Annotated in this window: 17 protein-coding genes; 10 read left to right on the top strand and 7 right to left on the bottom strand. The window is 69.6% G+C overall.

What is annotated here, in order from left to right:
- Window positions 1–97 precede the first annotated feature (97 nt).
- From ACFQS9_RS16945 to ACFQS9_RS16935, 3 genes are all read right to left on the bottom strand, one after another.
- Complete coding sequence (locus tag ACFQS9_RS16945; RefSeq protein WP_378406725.1) at window positions 98–1,498, bottom strand: cytochrome P450; 1,401 nt, start codon at window positions 1,496–1,498, stop codon at window positions 98–100.
- Between the two features lie 64 nt (window positions 1,499–1,562).
- Entirely contained in the window at window positions 1,563–2,948 is a 1,386-nt protein-coding gene (locus tag ACFQS9_RS16940; RefSeq protein WP_378406723.1) for a cytochrome P450, read from the bottom strand.
- 87 nt (window positions 2,949–3,035) lie between these two features.
- Entirely contained in the window at window positions 3,036–5,072 is a 2,037-nt protein-coding gene (locus ACFQS9_RS16935; RefSeq protein ID WP_378406722.1) for a CocE/NonD family hydrolase, read from the bottom strand.
- 239 nt (window positions 5,073–5,311) lie between these two features.
- Here ACFQS9_RS16935 and ACFQS9_RS16930 point away from each other — a divergent pair, with 239 nt between their 5' ends.
- The gene (locus ACFQS9_RS16930; RefSeq protein ID WP_378406748.1) at window positions 5,312–6,547 is read left to right on the top strand and encodes an acyl-CoA dehydrogenase family protein; all 1,236 of its coding nucleotides are present in this window, start codon (window positions 5,312–5,314) and stop codon (window positions 6,545–6,547) included.
- Window positions 6,548–6,587: 40 nt separating this feature from the next.
- The gene (locus ACFQS9_RS16925; RefSeq protein ID WP_378406720.1) at window positions 6,588–7,619 is read left to right on the top strand and encodes a phosphotransferase family protein; all 1,032 of its coding nucleotides are present in this window, start codon (window positions 6,588–6,590) and stop codon (window positions 7,617–7,619) included.
- A gap of 281 nt (window positions 7,620–7,900) precedes the next feature.
- Here ACFQS9_RS16925 and ACFQS9_RS16920 read toward each other — a convergent pair whose 3' ends face one another.
- Both ACFQS9_RS16920 and ACFQS9_RS16915 read right to left on the bottom strand, forming a co-directional pair.
- Window positions 7,901–8,353: an acyl-CoA thioesterase gene (locus ACFQS9_RS16920; protein WP_378406718.1), complete on the bottom strand. Its 453-nt coding sequence runs from the start codon at window positions 8,351–8,353 to the stop codon at window positions 7,901–7,903.
- Between the two features lie 57 nt (window positions 8,354–8,410).
- Window positions 8,411–9,607 carry a PucR family transcriptional regulator gene (locus ACFQS9_RS16915; RefSeq protein ID WP_378406716.1) on the bottom strand — a complete coding sequence of 399 codons (1,197 nt, stop codon included), beginning with the start codon at window positions 9,605–9,607 and terminating at the stop codon, window positions 8,411–8,413.
- Between the two features lie 147 nt (window positions 9,608–9,754).
- Between ACFQS9_RS16915 and ACFQS9_RS16910 the strand changes: the two genes are divergently transcribed.
- The 5 genes from ACFQS9_RS16910 (at window position 9,755) to ACFQS9_RS16890 (ending at window position 15,086) form a co-directional block, all read left to right on the top strand.
- A complete protein-coding gene (locus ACFQS9_RS16910) occupies window positions 9,755–11,266 on the top strand; it encodes a long-chain-fatty-acid--CoA ligase (RefSeq protein WP_378406746.1) in 1,512 nt (503 codons plus the stop codon).
- Between the two features lie 59 nt (window positions 11,267–11,325).
- A complete protein-coding gene (locus tag ACFQS9_RS16905; RefSeq protein WP_378406745.1) occupies window positions 11,326–12,966 on the top strand; it encodes a PHA/PHB synthase family protein in 1,641 nt (546 codons plus the stop codon).
- 38 nt (window positions 12,967–13,004) lie between these two features.
- Window positions 13,005–13,457 (top strand): MaoC family dehydratase, encoded by a 453-nt coding sequence (locus ACFQS9_RS16900; RefSeq protein WP_378406714.1) that lies wholly within the window; start codon window positions 13,005–13,007, stop codon window positions 13,455–13,457.
- The gene (gene phaZ / locus ACFQS9_RS16895; protein WP_378406712.1) at window positions 13,454–14,299 is read left to right on the top strand and encodes a poly(3-hydroxyalkanoate) depolymerase; all 846 of its coding nucleotides are present in this window, start codon (window positions 13,454–13,456) and stop codon (window positions 14,297–14,299) included. Before ACFQS9_RS16900 ends, phaZ begins: the two co-directional genes overlap by 4 nt.
- 100 nt (window positions 14,300–14,399) lie before the next feature.
- Window positions 14,400–15,086 carry an alpha/beta fold hydrolase gene (locus tag ACFQS9_RS16890; protein ID WP_378406710.1) on the top strand — a complete coding sequence of 229 codons (687 nt, stop codon included), beginning with the start codon at window positions 14,400–14,402 and terminating at the stop codon, window positions 15,084–15,086.
- On the opposite strand, the gene ACFQS9_RS16885 is transcribed toward ACFQS9_RS16890, so the two are convergent.
- Both ACFQS9_RS16885 and ACFQS9_RS16880 read right to left on the bottom strand, forming a co-directional pair.
- Complete coding sequence (locus ACFQS9_RS16885) at window positions 15,061–16,269, bottom strand: benzoate/H(+) symporter BenE family transporter (RefSeq protein ID WP_378406743.1); 1,209 nt, start codon at window positions 16,267–16,269, stop codon at window positions 15,061–15,063. The two genes, ACFQS9_RS16890 and ACFQS9_RS16885, sit on opposite strands and share 26 nt — an antisense overlap.
- A gap of 153 nt (window positions 16,270–16,422) precedes the next feature.
- Window positions 16,423–16,680: a GlsB/YeaQ/YmgE family stress response membrane protein gene (locus tag ACFQS9_RS16880; protein ID WP_378406708.1), complete on the bottom strand. Its 258-nt coding sequence runs from the start codon at window positions 16,678–16,680 to the stop codon at window positions 16,423–16,425.
- 170 nt (window positions 16,681–16,850) lie between these two features.
- On the opposite strand from ACFQS9_RS16880, the gene nagB reads away from it, so the two are divergent.
- The 3 genes from nagB (at window position 16,851) to ACFQS9_RS16865 (ending at window position 20,668) form a co-directional block, all read left to right on the top strand.
- The gene (gene nagB / locus ACFQS9_RS16875; RefSeq protein ID WP_378406706.1) at window positions 16,851–17,630 is read left to right on the top strand and encodes a glucosamine-6-phosphate deaminase; all 780 of its coding nucleotides are present in this window, start codon (window positions 16,851–16,853) and stop codon (window positions 17,628–17,630) included.
- 90 nt (window positions 17,631–17,720) lie between these two features.
- A complete protein-coding gene (locus ACFQS9_RS16870; protein ID WP_378406704.1) occupies window positions 17,721–18,986 on the top strand; it encodes a serine hydrolase domain-containing protein in 1,266 nt (421 codons plus the stop codon).
- Window positions 18,987–19,096: 110 nt separating this feature from the next.
- A complete protein-coding gene (locus tag ACFQS9_RS16865) occupies window positions 19,097–20,668 on the top strand; it encodes a molybdopterin-dependent oxidoreductase (RefSeq protein WP_378406702.1) in 1,572 nt (523 codons plus the stop codon).
- Window positions 20,669–20,688: the final 20 nt, after the last annotated feature.

Genomic DNA, 20,688 nt, shown 5'->3' with positions numbered 1-20,688 from the left:
ACAGCATCCACCTTTGGGGGCGCGGCGCAAGTGATCGGCCGCTCGAGGGGCCGATCACCTCGCTGACCTGCATGGATGACCGGTTCGTCGCGGCGGGTCAGCGGCGGTGCAGGCGCAGTCGGAAGCCCTCGGGTTTGAGGGTGAGCAGCTCGGTGACCTCGAGTTCGTAGTCGGGCTCGGGCTCGAGGTCGTAGCGGTGCAGCAGCAGCGCCAGGGCCATCACGATCTCGTGGATCGCGAACTGCCTGCCGATGCAGGAGCGGATCCCGGTGCCGAACGGCTTGTAGATGTGGCCGGGGCGTTTGCGCACGTTCGCCGGCAGGAAGCGGTCCGGGTCGAAGGCGTCCGGGTCGTCGCCCCAGACCCGGTCGCGGTGCAGTTGCGGCAACAACACGAACGCGGCCTCGCCCGCCTTCATCGGGTAGCGGCCGCCCAGCACCGTGTCCTCGCGGGCCTCGCGCATGTAGCCGGGCGCGGTCGGCCACAGGCGCAGCGTCTCGTCGAGGACGCGCCGCACGTACCGCAGCTTCGGGATCTGCTCGAAGGTCGGATCCGGGTCGGTGCCCTGCGGCCACATCGAGTAGATCTCGGCGCGGGCCCGCTCGGCGACGTCCGGGTTGTTCGCGAGGTAGTACAGCGCGAACGACAGGGCGCCCGAGGAGGTCTCGTGGCCCGCGATGAGGAAGGTGATCACCTGGTCGCGGACGTTCTCGTCGTCGAGGCGCTCGCCGGACTCGGGATCCTCGGCGGACAGCATCAGGCCGAGGAGGTCGTCGCGGTGCTCCCCGGGGTTCGCGCGGCGCGAGCGGACAACCTCGTCGACCACGTCGGCCATGTAGGCCAGATCGGCCCGGTTCCTGCGGATCGCCTTTCGCTTGAGCGCCCGGTCCAGCAACGGGATCGGGAGGGTGAACGAGGCCTTCTGCGCGAACCTGAGCGAGCGGACCATCGCGCCGACGAACGGGTCCTGCTCCTCGCGGTGAAACGAGCCGAACTCGTATCCGAAGCCGGTCCGGCCGATGGTCTCGAGGGTCACCTTCGTCATGTCCGGTGTGACCTCGACGGGCGAGGAGTCGCAGCGCTCGTCCCAGTGCCCGATCAGCTCGCGCACGGTGTCGAGCATGGTCTGGTGGTAGCTGCGCATGGCGGACTGGGTGAAGGCGGGCATCAGGATGTTGTGGGCCTTCGACCAGTTCGGTTCGGAGTTGTAGGCGGTGAACAGCCCGTCGCGCCCGATCGGGCGCAGGTTCCGCAGGGCGATGCCGACGTGCTTCTGGAACCGGCTCTCGTCGTTCAGCTCGGTGGCCAGGTCCGCGCCGGAGACGAAGGTGAACACGTAGTTGAAGATCTTGCGTTGGTAGACGGGGCCTAGGCGCCGCGCGCAGGCCATCGCGTTCTGCGTCGGCTTGGTGACATCGACGTCGAGCAGGTCCCCGAGCAGGGGGATCCGGCGCGGCGGGTGGGGCATCGACGGACGATCGACCGTGAGGACTGCCATGGCTCCATCTTGGCGTGCCGGGGGCGCCGGGCGCGGCCGAACCCGCCCAACTCGGCGGGGTTCTTCACCGCCGCCGCAGCCCCAGCCGGAGGCCGACCGGCTTGAGCGTGAACTCCTCCGCCACCTCCAGTTCGTAGCCCGGCACCGGATCGAGCTCGTAGCGGTTCAGGATCAGCGCCAGCGCGAGCGTGGATTCGTGGAGGGCGAGTTGGCGTCCGATGCACGAGCGCATGCCGGTGCCGAACGGCTTGTAGATGCCGGTCGGGCGGGTGCGGGCGTGGTCCGGCAGGAACCGGTCCGGGTCGAAGGCCAGCGGGTTCGGGCCCCAGACCGGGTCCCGGTGCACCCGCAGGGTGAGCGCGAGCAGCGCCTCGCCCTTCCGGACGACGTGGCCGCCGAGGGTGGTGTCCTGTTTCGGTTCGCGGAAGTAGCCGGGGGCGATCGGCCACAGCCGCAGCGTCTCGTCGACGATCCGGCGCACGTACTTGAGCTTGTGGATGTCGCCGAACACCGGCTCCGGCTCCGTGCCCGCCGGCCACAGCGAGGAGACCTCGGCCCGGGCGTGTTCCGCGATCTCGGGGTGCGTGGCGAGCAGATGCAGCGCGAACGACAGTGTGCCCGAGGTGGTCTCGTGACCGGCACTGAGAAAGCTGATCACCTGGTTGCGCACGTTCTCGTCGTCGAGGCGCTGCCCGCTCTCGGGGTCCGCGGTGCTGAGCATCAGCGCCAGCAGGTCGTCGGGCTGACCGTCCGGGTGGCTGCGACGCTCGCGGATGATGTCGTCGACGACCCGCCTGACGTAGTCGACGTCGCGGGCGTTCTGCCGGATGTCCTTGCCGTGGACCGCGTTCTCCAACCAGTGCACCGGGATGCGGAACCCGGCGCGCCCGATGTAGGCGAACATGCGCGCCACCGCGGTGGCGAAGGGGTCGGGCTCGCTGCGCGTGAACGAATCGAAGTGATAGCCGAATCCGATGCGGCCGATCGTCTCGAGCGTCAGCTTGCTCGTGTCGGTGTGCACGTCGACGGTGGTGTCCGCGTCGGCGAGGGTGTCCCAGTGCGTGAGGAGCTCGCCGATGGTCTCGAGCATGGTGTCGTGGTACACATGCATCGCGGAGAGCGTGAAGGCGGGCATCAGGATGTTGTGCGCTCGCGCCCAGTTGGGTTCGTCGCTGTAGGCCGTGGGCAGCGCGTCGCCCAGGAACTCGCGGGAGGCGGCGAAGGCGAAGCCGACGTGCTTGCCGAACCGTTTCTCGTCGCCGAGCTCCGCGTACATCGCCGGCCCCGAGACGACCGTGAGGTGACGATTGAAGATCTTGGTCTCGTAGATCGGGCCGAGGAACCCGGCGAGTTCGGCGAGCCTGTGGGCGGGGCGGGCGGCGTCGGCGGAGAGCACGTCGCCCAGCACCGGGAGCCGGTGCGGTGGGTGCGGCAGCGTGTCGGTGGTCATCGCGGGAAGCGGACGAGCCATGCCTGATTCTCGCGCACTGTGGGGGTGTTTGTCGCCCCTCGCCGCCGCCCCGGCGCGGTCACGGTGTCACCCCCAGCCGCCTGCTCCGACCACCGGGAGATTGACGAAGCTGGGTTGGCGCGGATCGAGGGCGAGGTGCTGCGGCCGCAGTCCGCCGGCCACCAGGTCCGGCAGCGAGGGCAGCAGGCGCGGCAGATCCGTCGCGAAGATGTCGACGCGGAGGCGGTGGCCCGGCTGCAGGACCGCGTCGGTGGCGTCGACGTCGATGTCCAGCACGGTGGGGCTGCCGGGGGTGGCCGGGGTGATCGTCGACTTGGTGAGCGGGTGCACCGGCACCGTGTAGTCGCCGTTGGCCGACCTCTCGCTGCGGGAATCATCGATCGCGCGACGCGAGGAGAGCAGTGCCCCGTTGCTGAGGATCGTCGAGGTGCCGTCGGGCGCAACGTCGTTCACGGTGACGTGCCAGACGCCCTCGGCCGATTCGGTGACGGTGTTCAGGTGGACGTTGATCGGACCGGAGATGGCGGTGGGGGAGTCGACCGCGGCGCTGGTGAAGGTCAGGGCCTCACCCTCGGCGAATCGGGTGTCGCGGGTGCACGCCGACCCCAGGATCGCGCCGATGCCGGCCGTCCCCGAGGCGGTGTCCCGCGAGCAGGCCATGCGCAGCCCGGGGAACACGGTCATCGTGCTCGGTTCGGCCGGGGCGACCGGGCTCAGCGATCCGTCGCCCCTCGCGTGTCCGGCGGTCCCCGACGGTGCGGCGGACAGGTACATCCGGCGGTGGTCGGCGCCGGGACGGGGGAAGGACTCGGTGACGGTCCAGCCGCCGCCCTGCTGATACAGCGTCACCGGGCCGTACTCGTCGATCCCGTTGTCGATGTTCTTGAGCCAGCGGTCGAACCATGCCCGTTCGAGCACGTCGAGTCGCGGCGGGCTGCCGGGCAGTCCGAGCCGGTATCCGGGGTTGATGTGGTAGGTGTCGTCCATCATCAGTTGCTTGCGGCCCGGGGGCAGCGGAATGTCGTTGTACAGTCGCGGTTCTCCGCGCTTGAAGATGTCCTTCCAGCCGCCGTAGACGAAAGTGGGGATGGTGACCTTCGAGGCATCGACGCCGCGTGTGGCATAGAAGTCGCCGTCGTCGAGGGGTGGTGAATCCCCGTAGAACAGCGACTGGAACACCTCGGGCACCAGCGTGATCGGATCCGAGGCCCGGTCGGCCAGCCACTGCGGGTCGAACTGCCCCTTGACGAGCGACTCGAACGGCGGCATCCACTTCAGCAGGTTGACCCCGAAGATCCAGAGCGGCACGAAGCCCGAGCCGAGTACCCCGCCGGGAGCCACGACCTCGCGGTGGAAGTCCTGTCCGGGGATGACCGGGAAGATCGCCTTCAGTCCCTCGGGATTGCGGCCGGCGGCCTGGATCTGGTTGATGGCGGAGTAGGACATCCCTGCCATCCCCATCGTCCCGTTCGACCAGTCCCGGCCGCGGACCCAGTTCAGCACCTCGACGGTGTCCTGCTGTTCACGCTCGTCGAAGGTCCCCCAGGTGCCGTTCGAGTAGCCGGTGCCCCGGACGTCGACGATCACCTGGGCATAGCCGTTCTGGACCAGGTTGCGGTTGACGCCGAGCAATCGGGCGCCGCCGCCCCGGACCACCTGGGTGAGCTCCGTGATGCCGTCGACGGGTGTGCCCGAGAAATCGAGATCGCCGACGAAGTCCATCAGTTGGGGTCCGAGGGCCGGATAGTTGGCGATCTCGTCGATCACGGTGTCGACGAACCGCGTGTACGGGGTCAGGTTCACCACCGTCGGAACGCGTCCCTCGACCGGCTTGCCGTCCGCACCGGCGGCGCGGTAGACGTTCGCCCGCAGCACCACCCCGTCGCTCATCGTGATCGGGACGTCCTCCTCGACCGCGATGCCCGGGTACTGCGGTGGTGCGTCGGCCGTGTCGGTCCACGCGCGGCCCGCCTCGGCCGCCGGCTGTGCGATCGCGGCGGGGGTGGCCAGCGTCGCTCCGATGATCAGGGTGAGGACGGCGGAACCCGCAGCCCTTGGCCATGTGCGCACGATCGTGTCTCCCCCGTGAGTTGTGACTGGCATCACCGGACGGGCCGACGCTAGCACGTATCTTACTTTTGAGTAAGTTCCGCGATGGAATTCTCCGCCGGGGCGCGTTTCGTGCTCGACCGAAATCGATTCGGCACCGATTTGTTGCGGCTCGGCAGCGATATTCGCGTCCGCACGTGGTAACCGCACCCGCGATCTAGCATGGCTGCTTGGGTAATTCCGCCGCGGTCGCGGCCGTCTCGGGCACGCTGATCCAGGGAGAGGGAACGCAGATGGATTTCGCACCCACCGAACGCTGCCAGGAGTACCGCGACAAGCTGCTGGCCTTCATGGATGAGCGGGTCTACCCGGCCGAGACGGTGTACGAGCAGCAGATGCGCGAGTCGGCGGACCCGCATTTCCAGCCGCCGATCATCGAGGAACTCAAGGTCGAGGCGCGGGCACGCGGGCTGTGGAATCTGTTTCACCCGCACCCCGGGCTGGGGCCGGGGCTGACCAATTCGGAGTACGCGCCGCTGGCCGAGATCATGGGTCGGAGTCACCTGGCGTCCGAGGCGTGCAACTGCTCCGCCCCGGACACCGGGAACATGGAGGTGCTCACGCTTTTCGGCACCGATGCGCACAAGGAACGCTGGCTCCGGCCGTTGCTCGACGGCACCATCCGGTCGGCGTTCGCCATGACCGAACCCGACGTCGCCAGCTCGGACGCGACCAACATCCAGATGACCATGGCCCGCGACGGCGACGACTGGGTGCTCAACGGCCGCAAATGGTGGACCTCGAATGCGTTGCACGCCAACTGCCGGGTGTTGATCGTGATGGGCAAGACCGATCCCACCGGTCCCGTCTACAGCCAGCAATCGATGATGGTGGTGCCGATCGACGCCCCCGGGATCACGGTGGTGCGCGGGCTGCCGGTGTTCGGCTATCAGGACCGCGAGGGCCATGCCGAGGTGCTGTTCGAGAACGTCCGGGTTCCCGACGCCGACGTGTTGGCCGGTCCCGGTGCGGGTTTCATGATCAGCCAGGCCCGCCTCGGGCCGGGGCGCATCCATCACTGCATGCGCGCGGTCGGGATGGCGGAGCGGGCGCTGGAGCTGATGTGCCTGCGGGCCTCGACCCGCGTCACCTTCGGTCGCCCGCTGAGCGCGCGTGCCAACATCCAGGACTGGATTGCGGAGGCGCGCATCGAGATCGAGATGGCCAGGCTGCTCACCCTCAAGGCCGCGTGGCTGATGGACACGGTCGGCAACAAGGAGGCGCGCACCGAGATCGCCGCGATCAAGGTGGCCGCGCCGCAGATGGCGCTCAAGATCGTCGATCGTGCGATCCAGGTGCACGGCGGCGGCGGGGTGTCCGACGACTTCCCGCTGGCGATGATGTACGCGCACCTGCGCGCCCTGCGGCTCGCCGACGGCCCCGACGAGGTGCACAAGCGAACCATCGCGCGCCAGGAGTTGGCGCCGTACCGGCTCGCCGCCGAAGAGGCCGCCGCGGCCGCGAGATGACCGACACCGCAACGCAGTCAGTGACAGGGAAGGGAACCCGATGAGCAATGCCGTAGGGCTCGACGAAGAGGCGGTGTCGAACTGGATCGCCGACATGGGGGTCGGCGCGGTGGCGCCGCTCGACTTCACGCGGATCGGCAACGGGCAGTCGAACCTGACCTACCTGGTGTCCGACGCGGGCGGTGGCCAGTGGGTGCTGCGTAGGCCGCCGCTCGGGCACCTGCTGGCGTCCGCGCACGACGTCGCCCGCGAGTATCGGATCCTCTCCGCGCTGCAGGGGACCGGGGTGCCGGTGCCAAAGGTCCTCGGCCTGACCGAGGATCCCGCGATCACCGACGCGCCGCTGATGCTGATGAGCTTCGTCGACGGCATCGTGATCGACAGCATCGGGGTGGCGAAAAAGCTGACCCCGGAACGGCGTCGGGCCACCGGACTGTCGATGCCCAACGCGCTGGCCAGCATTCACGGGGTCGACCTCGAGCTCGCCGGCCTCGACGACCTGGCGAGCCACTCGCCGTACGCGGAGCGCCAACTCAGGCGCTGGTCCGGGCAGTGGGCGAAGTCGAAGACCCGCGACATCCCGGCGGTCGACGAGCTGGCCGCGCTGCTCGCCCGGTCGATCCCCGCGCAGACCGAACTGACCTTGGTGCACGGCGACTTCCACCTGAGCAACGTGATCACCGCACGCGACGACGGCCGGGTGGTCGCCGTCGTCGACTGGGAACTGTGCACCCTCGGCGATCCCCTCGCGGACGTCGGTGCGCTGCTCGCGTACTGGGCGCAGGCGGAGGACGAGGTGCCGGGACCGTTCGCGGCGTCGACGCTGGAGGGCTTTCCGACCAGGGAAGAGCTGACGAAGGCCTACATCCACGAGACCGGCAGGGACCCGGCCGCGCTCGGGTTCTGGCACGCGCTCGCGCTGTGGAAGATCTCGATCATCGCCGAGGGGGTGCTGCGGCGGACGATGGAGGATCCGCGGAACACCGCCGCCGTGGGCGCGCCGTCGACGAAGCTGATCGACGACATCGTGGCCCAGGCGATGGACATCGCGCGCAAGGCCGGGCTCCGCTAGCAATCGTTTGCAATTCGTGATCAAAAAGATCTTGCAAGCGAGATTTTCAAACCGCTGCGCGTGCCGCGATTCGGGGTGCACACTTCTCGGCAAGCCGAAACCACGGTGACAGAGATCACACTGAAGGAGAACGCCATGGAAAAGATCCTCGCCCTGCTGATGCCGCTTCTCAGTAGCCTCTCGGCGGACGCAGAGACCCCTCCGGCAACCACGCCGGAGTAGCGGCTCCGGCCTCCTCGACGCCCCGTTTCCCGAGAACGGGGCGTTCGGCGTTTCGGGTGTCAGTCGGTCCGGACGAGCCGGCTCACGGCCGTGCGGATCTCGTCCGGGATGGGCACCGGTTTCCGGCTCTCGGCGTCGACGTAGACGTGCACGAAGCGGCCCGTCGCCGCCAGGTCGAGGGCGCCATCGGGCCCCTCGCGGAAGATCGCCAGCGCGTAGACGATGCTGCGGGTGCCGAGCCGGGACACCGAGAGTCCGACCTGCAGCTGATCGGGGAAGCTCAGCTCGCTGCGGTACGTGCACGAGGTCTCGGCGACCACGCCGATCGCGGGCAGGTCGCGGATGTCGACCCCGACGGCCGACATCAGCCAGCCGTTCACCGCGGTGTCGAAGTACGAGTAGTAGGTGACGTTGTTGACGTGGCCGTAGTGGTCGTTGTCCGCCCAGCGGGTGGGGACCGGCCACAGCACGGGGTAGTCGGCGGCGGTCGGGTCGGGCTGGGCGGAGGTCATGGTGGCGACCCTAGTGCGCACGGATGCGTGAGGCCGGTATCCCGCTCGAGCGCCGGTTCAGTCGGCCGGGCCCAGCCGACGATCCACCTCGAAGACCATGCACAACTCGGCGACATCCCGCGGTCGGCTGAGCAGTCTGCCGGTGCGTTCCTCGATGCGTCGGAGCCGATGCCGCACGGTGTTCGGGTGGCAGAACAGCTGTGCGGCGGCATCGGTGACGGAGCCGTCGTGGTCGATCCACTGCCGGAAGGTGTCGAACAGAATCTGTCGGTCATCGTGGGAGAGGTCATCGAACCCGGCCAGCACCGGTTCGGCGAGCCGTTTCATGAGTTCCGGGGAACTGATGGCGGCGATGCTGATGAGGGAATCTTCGAAGACGGTGACCAACGATTCCCTGTGGGCGGGTCCGGCCATCGCGGCCCGGGCGTACCGGACCGCGTCCGCGGTGCGGGTGATGTCATCGAAGCGGGGGCTGACGCCGACGCGGGTCGAGCTGACCCGATTGAGAAGCTCGATCAGGGCGTCGAGTTGCCGATCGCTACTCACGCACACGATCCCGATCTGAATGTCCGGAAGCAGTCGCCACGCGGAGACGAGGTCGAGGCTGCGGAGCTTAGCTTCGATGTCGGGGAGCGCGAGCCTGCCGATCGCCGGAACGTCGGCGGCCACCACGACGCACGTCCCGCGGGTGGGGATCCGGAGGATCTCCGCGACCTCCCACAGGGTTGCCCGCTCGACGATTCGTCCCTCGAGGAGCGCCTCGACGAGGGCGGCGCGTTCGGCCTCGTCCTGCAGGACCTGGCGTGTCTGTTGTTCGCGGTACCCGCTGCTCATCGCCTGGGTGAAGGTGTCCTGGCCGAGAAATACCTGCCCGGTGACGCGCAGGATCGCCTCGGCGGTGATGTGCCGACGCGCCCTGGACTCGTCGAGCATGGCCTCCCAGATCAGGCGGAACGCGACCCGGTAAGCCTCCATGACCGCCGCGAGCGGCACACCCGCCTTGGCGCGACGGATCCCGGTGGCTCTCGCGGGGGTGGTGTCGAAGTCCTGATCGCCCTGCAGGCCGCTGAAGATGAACCGGAGGTTGGCCTTGCAGCTTTCGGCCAGCTCGGCGGAGGTGACGGCAGAGCCGGACGCATAGAAGTCGACCTCGGCGGCGATCACATTGGCGACCGCCTGACCGAGTTCGTCGGCGCGCCGGTACAGCGCCGTGCCGAGCTCGACCATCTGCTGCTCGATATCACCGGTGGGCATGCGATGAGGTTAGAAGAGCGGCATCGACCGTGATGTTGTTCGCGGGAACACTGTCGGGGCGTGCCCGTTGTTTCCCACTCCATCGACGCGGACGGACATCGGATCGACGATGGAACAGCCCTGAACAGCACGACTCGGGAGGCTGTCATCACCAATCTCGCCCTGAATCTGACCGAGGCGGCGTCGATGTATCCCGGCGCCACCGCATTGCGGTGCGACGACCTCGCACTGTCGTTCGCCGAACTCGACGACGCCGCGGCGCGTTTCGCCGCGCTGCTCGACGCGGAGGGCTCCGAGCCCGGCGACCGGATCGGCATCATGCTGCCGAACACCCCGGCGTTCGCGATCGCCTATTACGGGATCCTGCGGATGGGCGGCATCGTCGTGCCGATGAACCCGCTGCTCGCCGAGCGTGAGGTTCGGTTCCAGCTGACGAACACCGGTGCCCGCGCGCTGTTCGCGCTCCCGCAGTGCGCCGAGGCCGCCCACGGCGGAGCCGCCGCGGCGGGCGCGAAGTGCTGGCTGGTCGATGACGCGTCGCTGGCCGAGCTGACCGCGGGCCTGGCGCCGCAGCCGCGCCCGCTCAGCCGGTCCGCCGACGACACGGCGGTCATCCTGCACACCTCCGGCACCACGGGAACGCCCAAGGGCGCCGAGCTGACCCACGGCAACCTGGGCCGCAACCAGGCCGTGACCGCCCGCCGGCTCCTGCGACTGGGCCCGGGGGACGTGGTGATGGGCTGCCTGCCGCTGTTCCACGTGTTCGGCATGACCTGCGGGCTCAACACCGCGGTCGCGAGCGGGGCCGCGTTGACGCTGCTCCCGCGGTTCGATGCCCGCAAGGCACTGGAGATCATCGCGCGGGATCGGGTCACGGTCTTCGAGGGGGTGCCCACGATGTACACGGCGATGCTCCACGCCGCCGCCGAGTTCCCCGCCGAGCAGACCGCATCGCTGCGCACCTGCATCTCCGGTGGTGCCGCGCTGCCGGTACAGGTCCTGCACGGATTCGAATCCGCCTTCGGCTGCGCGATTCTCGAAGGGTACGGGCTCTCGGAGTCGTCCCCGGTCGCCTGCTTCAACCACCCCGACCGAGAGCGCAAACCGGGCTCGATCGGCGTCCCCATCGACGGGGTGCAGATGCGGGTCGTCGACGACACCGGAGCCGAGGTGGCCCCGGGCGAGGTCGGCGAGATCCAGATCCGCGGGCACAACGTGATGAAGGGCTACTGGCAGCTGCCGGACGCGACGGCCGCAACGATCACCGACGGCTGGCTGTCCACCGGCGATCTGGGCCGGACCGACGAGGACGGCTACTTCTATGTCGTCGACCGCAAGAAGGAGCTGATCATCCGCGGCGGCTACAACGTCTACCCGAGAGAGATCGAGGAGGTCCTCTACGAGCACCCCGCGGTCGCCGAGGCCGCGGTCATCGGCATCGCGGACGACTACCACGGCGAGGAGGTCGGCGCCGCGGTCGCGCTCAAAGACGGTGCCACCGCCACCGCGGAGGAGTTGCGCGCCTTCGTCAAACAGCGCGTCGCCGCCTACAAGTACCCGCGGCGCGTGTGGCTGGTCGACGCGCTGCCCAAGGGCCCGACCGGCAAGATACTGCGGCGCGAGGTCCGTGCGCCCCGACTCGAGGAGGACCCGTCGTGACCATCGCACCCACCACCACGGACGTCGCCGTCGGCGACGAACTGGCGGCGCCGTTGGACATGCTGCTGACCGCCTCGGCGCTCGGAATCGGCCGGCGCATGCTGCCGAACAGATCCTGGCTCCGCGCCGGCATCGCCCTGGGCAAGGCGCCGCACTTCCTCGCCGGCCGCGGCCGGGGACTGGCCGTCGAGCTGGTCGACATCGCCCGCGGCACGTCGGCTCGGCAACCCGCGCGATCCGACAAGCGGTTCGCCGACCCGGCGTGGTCCGGCAACCCGCTGCTGCGCAGGATCATGCAGACCTATCTCGCGTCGGCGGAGACCGCCAATCAACTAGTCGCCGACGCGAACCTGGACTGGCGCGACCTCGAACGCGTGCAGTTCGTGCTCGACAACGTCGTCGACGCGGCGGCGCCGAGCAACAATCCGCTGCTCAACCCGCTCGGCTACAAGGCGTTCCTCGACACCGGCGGCGCCAGCGCGGTCCGCGGGCTCGGCCACCTGGTGCGCGACCTCGCGACCAAGCCGCGGGTGCCGGCGATGGTCGACCCGGACGCCTTCACCGTCGGCGGGACCGTCGCCGCGACCCCGGGCTCGGTGGTCTTCCAGAACCGGGTGCTCGAGCTGATCCAATACACCCCGCGAACCCCGGCGGTGCGCACCGCGCCGCTGCTGATCGTGCCGCCGGTGATCAACAAGTTCTACATTCTGGACATCTCCCCGGGGCGCAGCCTGGTCGAGCACTTCCTGGACCAGGGCCAGCAGGTGTTCACGATTTCGTGGCGCAACCCGAAGACCCGCCACCGCACGTGGGGATTCGACACCTACGGGCAGGCCATCCTCGACGCGCTCGAGGCCGTCGAGAAGATCACCGGCACCGACCGCACGCACCTGTTCGCGACCTGCTCCGGCGGGATGCTCGCCGCGATGGTCACGGCGCACCTGACAGACATCGGCGAGGCCGCACGCATCGCCGGGCTGACCCTGGCGGTCACGGTGATCGACCATACCCGGGCGGGCACGACCGGCGCCTTCATCGACGCCTTCACCGCGAAGGAGGCCATCCGGATCTCCGCCGCGCGCGGCTATCTCGACGGGCGGTCGCTGGCGGAGGTGTTCGCCTGGCTGCGCCCGAACGACCTGATCTGGCGGTACTGGGTGAACAACTACATCCAGGGCAACACCCCGCCGTCGTTCGACGTGCTGTTCTGGAACGCTGACACCACCCGAATGACCGCGGCCCTGCACAAGGACATGGTGCTGTCCGGCCTGGCCAACGCGCTCACCGTCCCCGGCGGCGTCACGATGCTCGGCACCCCGGTGGACCTGTCGAAGGTCACCGTCGACGCCTACGTCATCGCCGGCATCGCCGACCACATCAGCCCCTGGCAGGCCTGCTACCGCAGCGCCCGACTGTTCGGCGGCGACGTGCAATTCGCGCTGTCCACCAGCGGGCACATCGCCTCGCTGGTCAACCCGCCCGGCAACCCCCGCGCCTCCTTCCGGCTCGCGCCGCCGGACACCGAGAGCCCGGACGAGTGGCTCGAGACCACCGACACACAGAAGGACTCGTGGTGGCCGCACTACACCTCCTGGCTGGCCGAGCGCAGCGGGCCGGATCGGGACGCGCCGGCGGTGCTCGGCCACCCCGACCTACCGCCGCTGATGCCCGCGCCCGGCTCCTACGTCCGCGAACGCTGAACCACCGCAATGACACCCGTAACGATTCGGAGAACTCGATGGGCACACAGATCAACCGCCCGACCGACCTGCTCAGCCTCGTCGGCCGGCAGCTCGGTACCACCGACTGGCAGCAGATCACCCAGGATCAGGTGAATCTGTTCGCCGACGCCACCGGCGATCACCAGTGGATCCACACCGATCCACAGCGGGCGGCCGCCGGGCCGTTCGGTGGCACCATCGCCCACGGCTACCTGACCCTGTCGCTGATCCCGCGGGCCCTCAACGAGGTGTTGACCATCGACACCCTCGAGGCGGCCCTGAACTACGGGCTCAACAAGGTGCGCTTCCCCGCCCCGGTCCTGGTCGGCGCGCAGGTCCGCGCCACCGTCGCGCTGGTGTCCGCACAGCAGAAGCCGGGCGGCGTCGAGGCGGTCTTCGGGGTCGCGTTCGAGGCCGAGAACGTGGACCGGCCAGCCTGCGTCGCCGAGTGCGTGGCCGTCTACCGATGAACCGGCCGGTGTGCCCGCCGGACCAGACCCGCATCGCGACGGTGGTCGGACGGCGGATCCGCGTGAGCGTCCGGCGAGGCCGTGGGGTGCCGTTGGTTCTGTGCAACGGCATCGGCGCGAGCCTGGAGATGCTGCAGCCGCTGGTCGACCACCTCGACGACCGCACCGTCATCCGGTTCGACGTGCCCGGCACCGGCGGATCACCCACACCGGCCCTACCCTACGGATTCCCTTGCCTCGCTTGGCTGCTCGGCGGCCTGCTCGACGAACTCGGCTACGGCCGCGTCGATGTGCTCGGCTACTCGTGGGGCGGGGCCCTGGCACAGCAGTTCGCGTTCCAGAACCCCCGCCGGTGCCGGCGCCTGGTGCTCGCCGCGACCGCGACCGGCGCCCTGATGGTGCCCGCGAGACCGTCGGTGCTGGCGAAGATGCTCACCCCGCGCCGCTTCACAGATACCGAGTACCTCGCGTCGATCGCCGGGAAGATCTACGGCGGCACCGCCGAAGACAGCGCCGCCGCCATCACCCAGTTGATCGACCACCACCGGGGCGGATCCGGGCGCGGCTACCTGTACCAACTGCTCGCCGGCACGACGTGGACCAGCCTGCCCGCGCTGCCGGCGATCCGGCAACCGACACTGATCATCGCCGGAACCGACGATCCCCTCATCCCCGTGATCAACGCCCGGATCATGCACCGCCTGCTGCCGAACGCCACCGTCGAGATCCACGACGGCGGACATGTCGACCTGCTCACCAACGCCGCCGAATTCGGGCCGGCGATCGAGAGGTTCCTCAGCGCGACGGACCCGCTCCCACGGTCGCCTGCCAGGGGTCGGTGAGGCCGAGGACCCGCCATGGCGACGAGGTTTTCGAAGCCGACACCTGCTTGTCGGGCTCTCTGTCTACTGTTGCGTTCACCCTCACATCCAAGGAGTGCGCATGACCATCGAACCGAAGTCGACCCCGATCGTTTTCCTCAGCGGCGCAGGGCTTCCGGCCTGGATCTGGGACGAGGTGCGAGCCTCGCTGCCCGTCGACTCGGTCGTCGCGGCGTACCCGAAGCAGGCGGGCGCGACGCTGCGGGACTACGCGGAGGCGGTGCTGGCGCAGGCGCCCGACGGTGAGTTCACCGTGGTGGCACATTCGATCGGTGGGGTGGTGGCGAGCGAGGTCGCTGCCGTCGCGCCTACACGCGTCGGCGGGCTGCTCGCGGTCGCGGCCTCGGTGCCGTCGGCGGGCCGCTCGTTCCTCGGCGCGCTGCCCGCGCCGCAGCGGCACATCGTCGGGCTGATCATGCGGGTCGCGGGCACCCGGCCGCCCGAGAAGGCGATCCGGTCCGGCCTCTGCGCCGGTCTCGGTGAGGACGAGGTCGCGCGCATCGTCGCGGATTTCGCGCCGGAATCGCAGCGCCTGTACCGCGATCGTGTCTCGGCACGGGTGTTCCCCGCGCGAGCCGGATACGTGGTGACGACGGCGGACAAGGAGTTCCCAGCGGCGCTGCAGGGCCGATACGCCGCCGAGCTCGGAGCGGGGTGGCGGCGCGAGATGGCCACCGGTCACCTGCCGATGCTGCAGGAACCGGCGGCGCTGAGCCAGATCCTCAAGGAGTTCGCGGGCGTGGCCTGACTCCCCGCAGGACCAGTCGGATGATCAGTCCGGCGACGAGGGCCCAGAACGCCGACCCGATGCCGAGGATGCCGACGCCCGACGCGGCGATCAGGAAGGTGAGCACGGCCGCCTCCCGGTCGGTCTCGTCGGCCACCGCCGCCGCCAGCGAGCCGCCCAGGGTCGCAAGCAGCGCGAGACCCGCGACGGCCTCGACCACTCCGTGCGGTGCCGCGACGACCAGCGTCGCCAGCGCGGCCGAGCACAGCGCGAGCACCAGGTAGGAGCAGCCCGCGGTGAAGGCGGCGACCCAGCGGCGCTTCGGGTCCGGGTGCGCGGAGGGAGCGGCGGCCAGGGCGGCGCTGATGGCGGCCAGGTTGATCGCGTGTCCGCCGGCGGGTGCGCCGATCACGGTGCCGATGCCGGTGACGGTCATCGCGGACTTCCACGGCACCCGGTACCCGAAGGACGACATCACCGCGGTGCCCGGGATGTTCTGCGAGGCCATCGTCACGATGTACAGGGGTACCGCGATGCCGACCAGCGCCTGCCAGGTCCACTGCGGGGCGGTGAGGTCGAGCGTCGGCACCAGCGCGGACGTGTCGAGGGAGCCGTCGCCGAAGGCGATGCTGACGCCGATCACCACGGCCGCCGCGGCGAAGGCCGCGGGCACGGCCCAGCGTCGGGAGAATCGCAGCAGGATCAGCCAGACGAGGACGACCGGGGCGACCGCGGCGGGGGAGTCGCGGAAGGCGGTGACCGGGGCGAGGCAGAGCGGGAGCAGCACCCCGGCGAGCATGGCCTGGGCCAGCGCGGTGGGGATCGCGGCGATCAGCCTGCCGAGCCGGGGCCACAGGCCCGTGAGGGTGACCGCGAGGCCGACCACGATGAAGGCGCCCACCGCCGCCGGCCAGCCGCCGACGATCAGGCCCGTTCCGGCCAGCAGCGCGGCGCCGGGCGTGGACCACGCCAGGGTGATCGGCATCCGGTAGCGGCGCGAGAGCCAGAGCATGCCGACCGCCTGGGTCACGCACAATGCCATCAGGCCGGAGGCGGCCTCCGTTGGGCTCGCCCCGACCGCGCGTAGGCCGGTGAGCACCACGGCGAAGGAGCTGGTGAAGCCGACGAGTGCGGTGACCACTCCCGCACTGATCGGGTGCGAGAGACCCGGATCGCGCGTGAGGGTGGTTTCGGGCTCGGCGATTCGGGACACCTCGGACATTTTGCCGCAGTCGCGCACGGCGTCCGCCGGGCCGTCTGCGTCTCGGGGATCGCGTCTCCCCGCCGAGCGTGCACCTTCCGTCGCGCTACCTGGGCGTATGCCCCCACAACTGCACGCTCGGCGAGCGAGGCGGTGCTAGGTGCGCACCTTCTTGACCACGAACAGCAAGATGACCGCGCCGAGGAGGCAGGTGAAGAAGCTGAAGATCAGTCCGCCGCCCTTGACGTCGACGCCGATGAGGTTGAGCAGGAAGCCGCCGAGCAGGCCGCCGACGACGCCGACCACGATGTTGAGCAGGATGCCCTGCTGCTCGGAGGTGCCCATCATCTTGCTGCCGATCCAGCCGGCGAGCCCGCCGACGATGATCCAGCCGATGATGCCGAGTCCAAGCATGGTGACTCCTAGGTCGATGACGGTCCCGCGCCACCACGGCGCGTCGACAACGGTATCGAAATCCGCCCGGATCCGATCGCGGACGGGCCGGCCGCGGCGGGGATCGTGACCGAGCCGACCACGGGCGAGGCGCCCGGGTTCGGGTGTCCGCGCCGGTAGGCTGCGGCCACATGGAGGTCGTGATCCGGTCGACGCCCGACGAGGTCGCCTCGACCGTCGCAGACATCGTCGAGCACTACGTGCGCGGCGGCCCGACGACGCTCGGCCTCGCGACCGGATCGTCGCCACTCGGCACCTACCGCGAACTCGTCCGGCGGCATCGCCACGACGGGTTGGACTTCTCGTCCGCCCGGGCGTTCCTGCTCGACGAGTACGTCGGACTGCCGAAAGACCATGAGCAGTCCTATTCTTCCGTGATCAGGTCGGAATTCGTCGATCGGGTGAACATCGACCCCGATCGGGTGGACTACCTCGACGGGCAGGCCGAGGACCTGGCCCGAGAGGCCGCCCGCTACGACGCCGCGATCGCCGCGGCGGGCGGTGTGGACGTGCAACTGCTCGGGATCGGCACCAACGGACACCTCGGTTTCAACGAGCCGGGATCGGCGTTGACCTCGCGAACGCGCGTCAAGACGCTCACCGAGCAGACCCGTCTCGACAACGCCCGCTTCTTCGGCCGCGTCGACGACGTCCCTCGGCATGTGCTCACCCAGGGCCTGGGCACCATCGGCGAGGCCGGGCATCTGGTGCTGGTCGCGGCGGGGGAGGGCAAGGCCGACGTTGTCGCCGCGGCGGTGGAGGGCCCCCTCACCGCGTTCTGCCCCGCATCGGTGATCCAGCTGCACCGGCACACGACCGTGGTTCTCGACGAGGCGGCGGCGCACCACCTCGCGTTGGCGGATTACTCCCGCTATGCGCTGCGGCACAAGCCGACCTGGCAGCGATTCTGAGACGACGGTCCTTCGGTCCAAACGGGCGGCGGGACCGGTCGGTACGGAGTAGGTTCGGCGGCAAGCGCACGTCGACGACGGGACCCTGCGATGACAGCACAGGTCGTGACCAGCACATACCGGAGGCGGGGGCTGATCGCGGCCGCGGCCGTCACCCTGCTCGTGGCAGCGGGATGCTCAGGCGATTCGACCTCGGACCAGTCGGCCACCACCGCGCCGACCGGCGCCGAATCCACCGCGGAGATGGATTCGGGCGTCGCCCAGCGCCTGGACGACGCCATCGACGCGACGATGAAGAAGACATCCGTGCCCGGCGCGATTGTCGGTGTCTGGGGGCCGGACGGCAAGTACGTCAAGGCCTTCGGCGTCGCCGACAAGTCCACCGACGCGCCGATGCAGACCGACTTCTACACCCGGATCGGCAGTCTGACCAAGACCTTCACGGCCACCGCCATCCTGCAGCTGGTGGACGAGGGCAAGGTGGGTCTCGACGACCCCATCTCGAAGTACATCGACGGCGTTCCCGCAGGCGATCAGATCACCATCCGGGAGCTGGCCCGCATGCAGAGCGGGCTGGCCAACTACTCGGAGAGCCCGGAGTTCCAGAAGGCGTTTTTCGCGGATCCCAAGGCACCCTTCACCCCGCAGCAGCTGCTGGGCTACGCCTTCGCCCAACCGGCGACGTTCCAGCCCGGCCAGGGATTCCAGTACTGCAACACCAACTATGTGCTGCTGGGACTCGTGGTGGAGAAGGAGAGCGGACTGTCGCTGCCGGACTACATCAACGAGCGGATCCTCCAACCGCTGCACATGGAGAAGACGATCTTCCCCACCACCAACGCGTTCCCGGAACCGCACGCGCAGGGATACACCGTGCAGACCGCCGACGGCAAGGAATCCACTGCCACCGACTGGGATCCGTCCTGGGGCTGGGCCGCGGGCGCGATGATCTCGACCCTCGAGGACCTGCACATCTGGGGACCGGTGCTCGCGACCGGCACCCTGCTCAAGCCGGAGACACAGGCACAACGGCTCGAGACGGTGAACGCGCCGGGCTATCCCGCCGACGTCGGCTATGGCCTTGGCGTGTTCGACATCGCCGGCTGGATCGGGCACAACGGGAGCCTGCCCGGGTATCAGACCGTGACGGTCTACCTGCCGGAGCAGAAGACGACCCTCGTCATCATGATCAACACCGACATCTCCTACGAGGGCAGCGAGCCGAGCACCCAGCTGGCGGCGGCGATCACCGAGATCATCTCCCCGGACCACGTCTATCGGCTGAGCGCGGCTGAGCCGAGTCCGGAGACGACGACTCCGGAGGCGACAACCCAGCCGACCGAGCCCACCCGCTGACCAGGGGCGCCCGCCCACGCCCACATCGGTGACGCGGTGATGCGCCCATCCGCGCGACCCATCGGCTCCGAAGACCTTGCGAACTACCATGCAAGGGAGCGGAGGCGGGTATGCGGGCACCGAGTTCGACGTCCACAGAAGAGGACCCCACGGCCCGGAAACCGGCGCGGCGGCTGATCGCGCGGGCGGTGTCGGGGGTGATCGCCGCCGGCGTGGTGCTGGGCGTCGGCGAACTGCTGTCTGCGCTGACCGGGCCGGAGTCCTCGCCCTTCTTCGCGGTCGGATCGACCACCGTCGACCGCAGCCCGGCCTGGGCGCGCGAGTTCGCCATCTCGACCTTCGGCACCGGCGACAAGCCGGCGCTGTTCGTCGGGATGTCGGTCCTCATCGCGGTGTTCGCCGCGATCGCGGGCATCGTCGAACGGCCCACACGGCCCTACGGCAGCACGATTCTCGCCGCGCTCGGCCTGGTCGGGGTATACGCCGCCATCACGCGGCCCGGCGCGGGCTGGGGCGCTGCCGTGCCGACGGTCGTCGGGGTTGCCCTGGGCATCGTGGTGCTGCGACAGCTGACCTCGCAACTCGACGGACCGCCGCCCGGCCGCGACGGCGATACGGGCCGGCGCCGATTCCTGGTGCTCGCGACGCTCGCCGCGGCCGTCGCCGCGGCGGCGGGAGTCGCCGGACGGCAGATGAACCAGCGATTGAGCGGTGTGCTCGACAGCAGGCGCCGGGTGAGGATTCCCCCGGTCGCGGACCGGGCCGCGCCGATCCCGCCCGGAGTCGACCTGGAGGTCCCCGGCGCTACGTCGTTCATCACCCCGAACCCGATCTTCTACCGCATCGACACCGCGCTGCAGGTGCCCCGGCTGACCACCGCGGACTGGCGCCTGCGCATTCACGGCATGGTGGACCGCGAGGTCACGCTGACCTGGGACGAGCTCCTGCGACGGCCGCCGATCGAGCGCGCGATCACGTTGACATGCGTCTCGAACGAGGTGGGCGGGGACCTCGCCGGCAACGCCACCTGGATCGGCTACCCGATCGCGGAGCTCCTCGATGAGGTCGGCGTGCGCGGCGACGCGGACATGCTGTTGTCGACGAGTGTCGACGGCTTCACCGTCGGCACCCCCGTCGAGGTGCTGCGCGACGGCCGCGACGCCCTGCTGGCCGTCGCGATGAACGGCGAGCCGCTGCCGCTCGAGCACGGGTTCCCGGTCCGCCAGGTGGTGCCGGGACTGTACGGCTATGTCTCTGCCACCAAGTGGGTCGTGGACTGGGAGCTCACCAGATTCGATCGGGCACAGGCGTACTGGACCAAGCGCGGGTGGGGCGCCAGGGGGCCGATCAAGACGGCCTCCCGCATCGATGTGCCTGCCGCCTTCGCGCCGGTATCGGAGGGACCGGTCCTGATCGCGGGAACCGCGTGGGCACAGCATCGCGGCATCGAGCGGGTGGAGGTGCGGGTGGACGAGGGTCCGTGGCAGCCGGCGACCCTCACGCCCGAGTACTCCCTCGACACCTGGCGCCAGTGGACCTGGCAGTGGGACGCGCCCGCCGGGGTGCACACCGTGCAGGTGCGCGCCACCGACCTGGACGGCAACGTCCAGACGGAGGAGCGCACGCCGCCGATTCCCGACGGGGCGACCGGCTGGCACAGCCGCACCATCACGGTGCGCTGACGCCCCGCCCCGAGCCCGCC

This window comes from Rhodococcus daqingensis (assembly GCF_042665615.1).
GTDB lineage: Bacteria > Actinomycetota > Actinomycetes > Mycobacteriales > Mycobacteriaceae > Rhodococcus_G > Rhodococcus_G daqingensis.
Note: the sequence above shows the minus strand (reverse complement) of the source record. Positions and strands in the feature narration are given on the sequence as shown.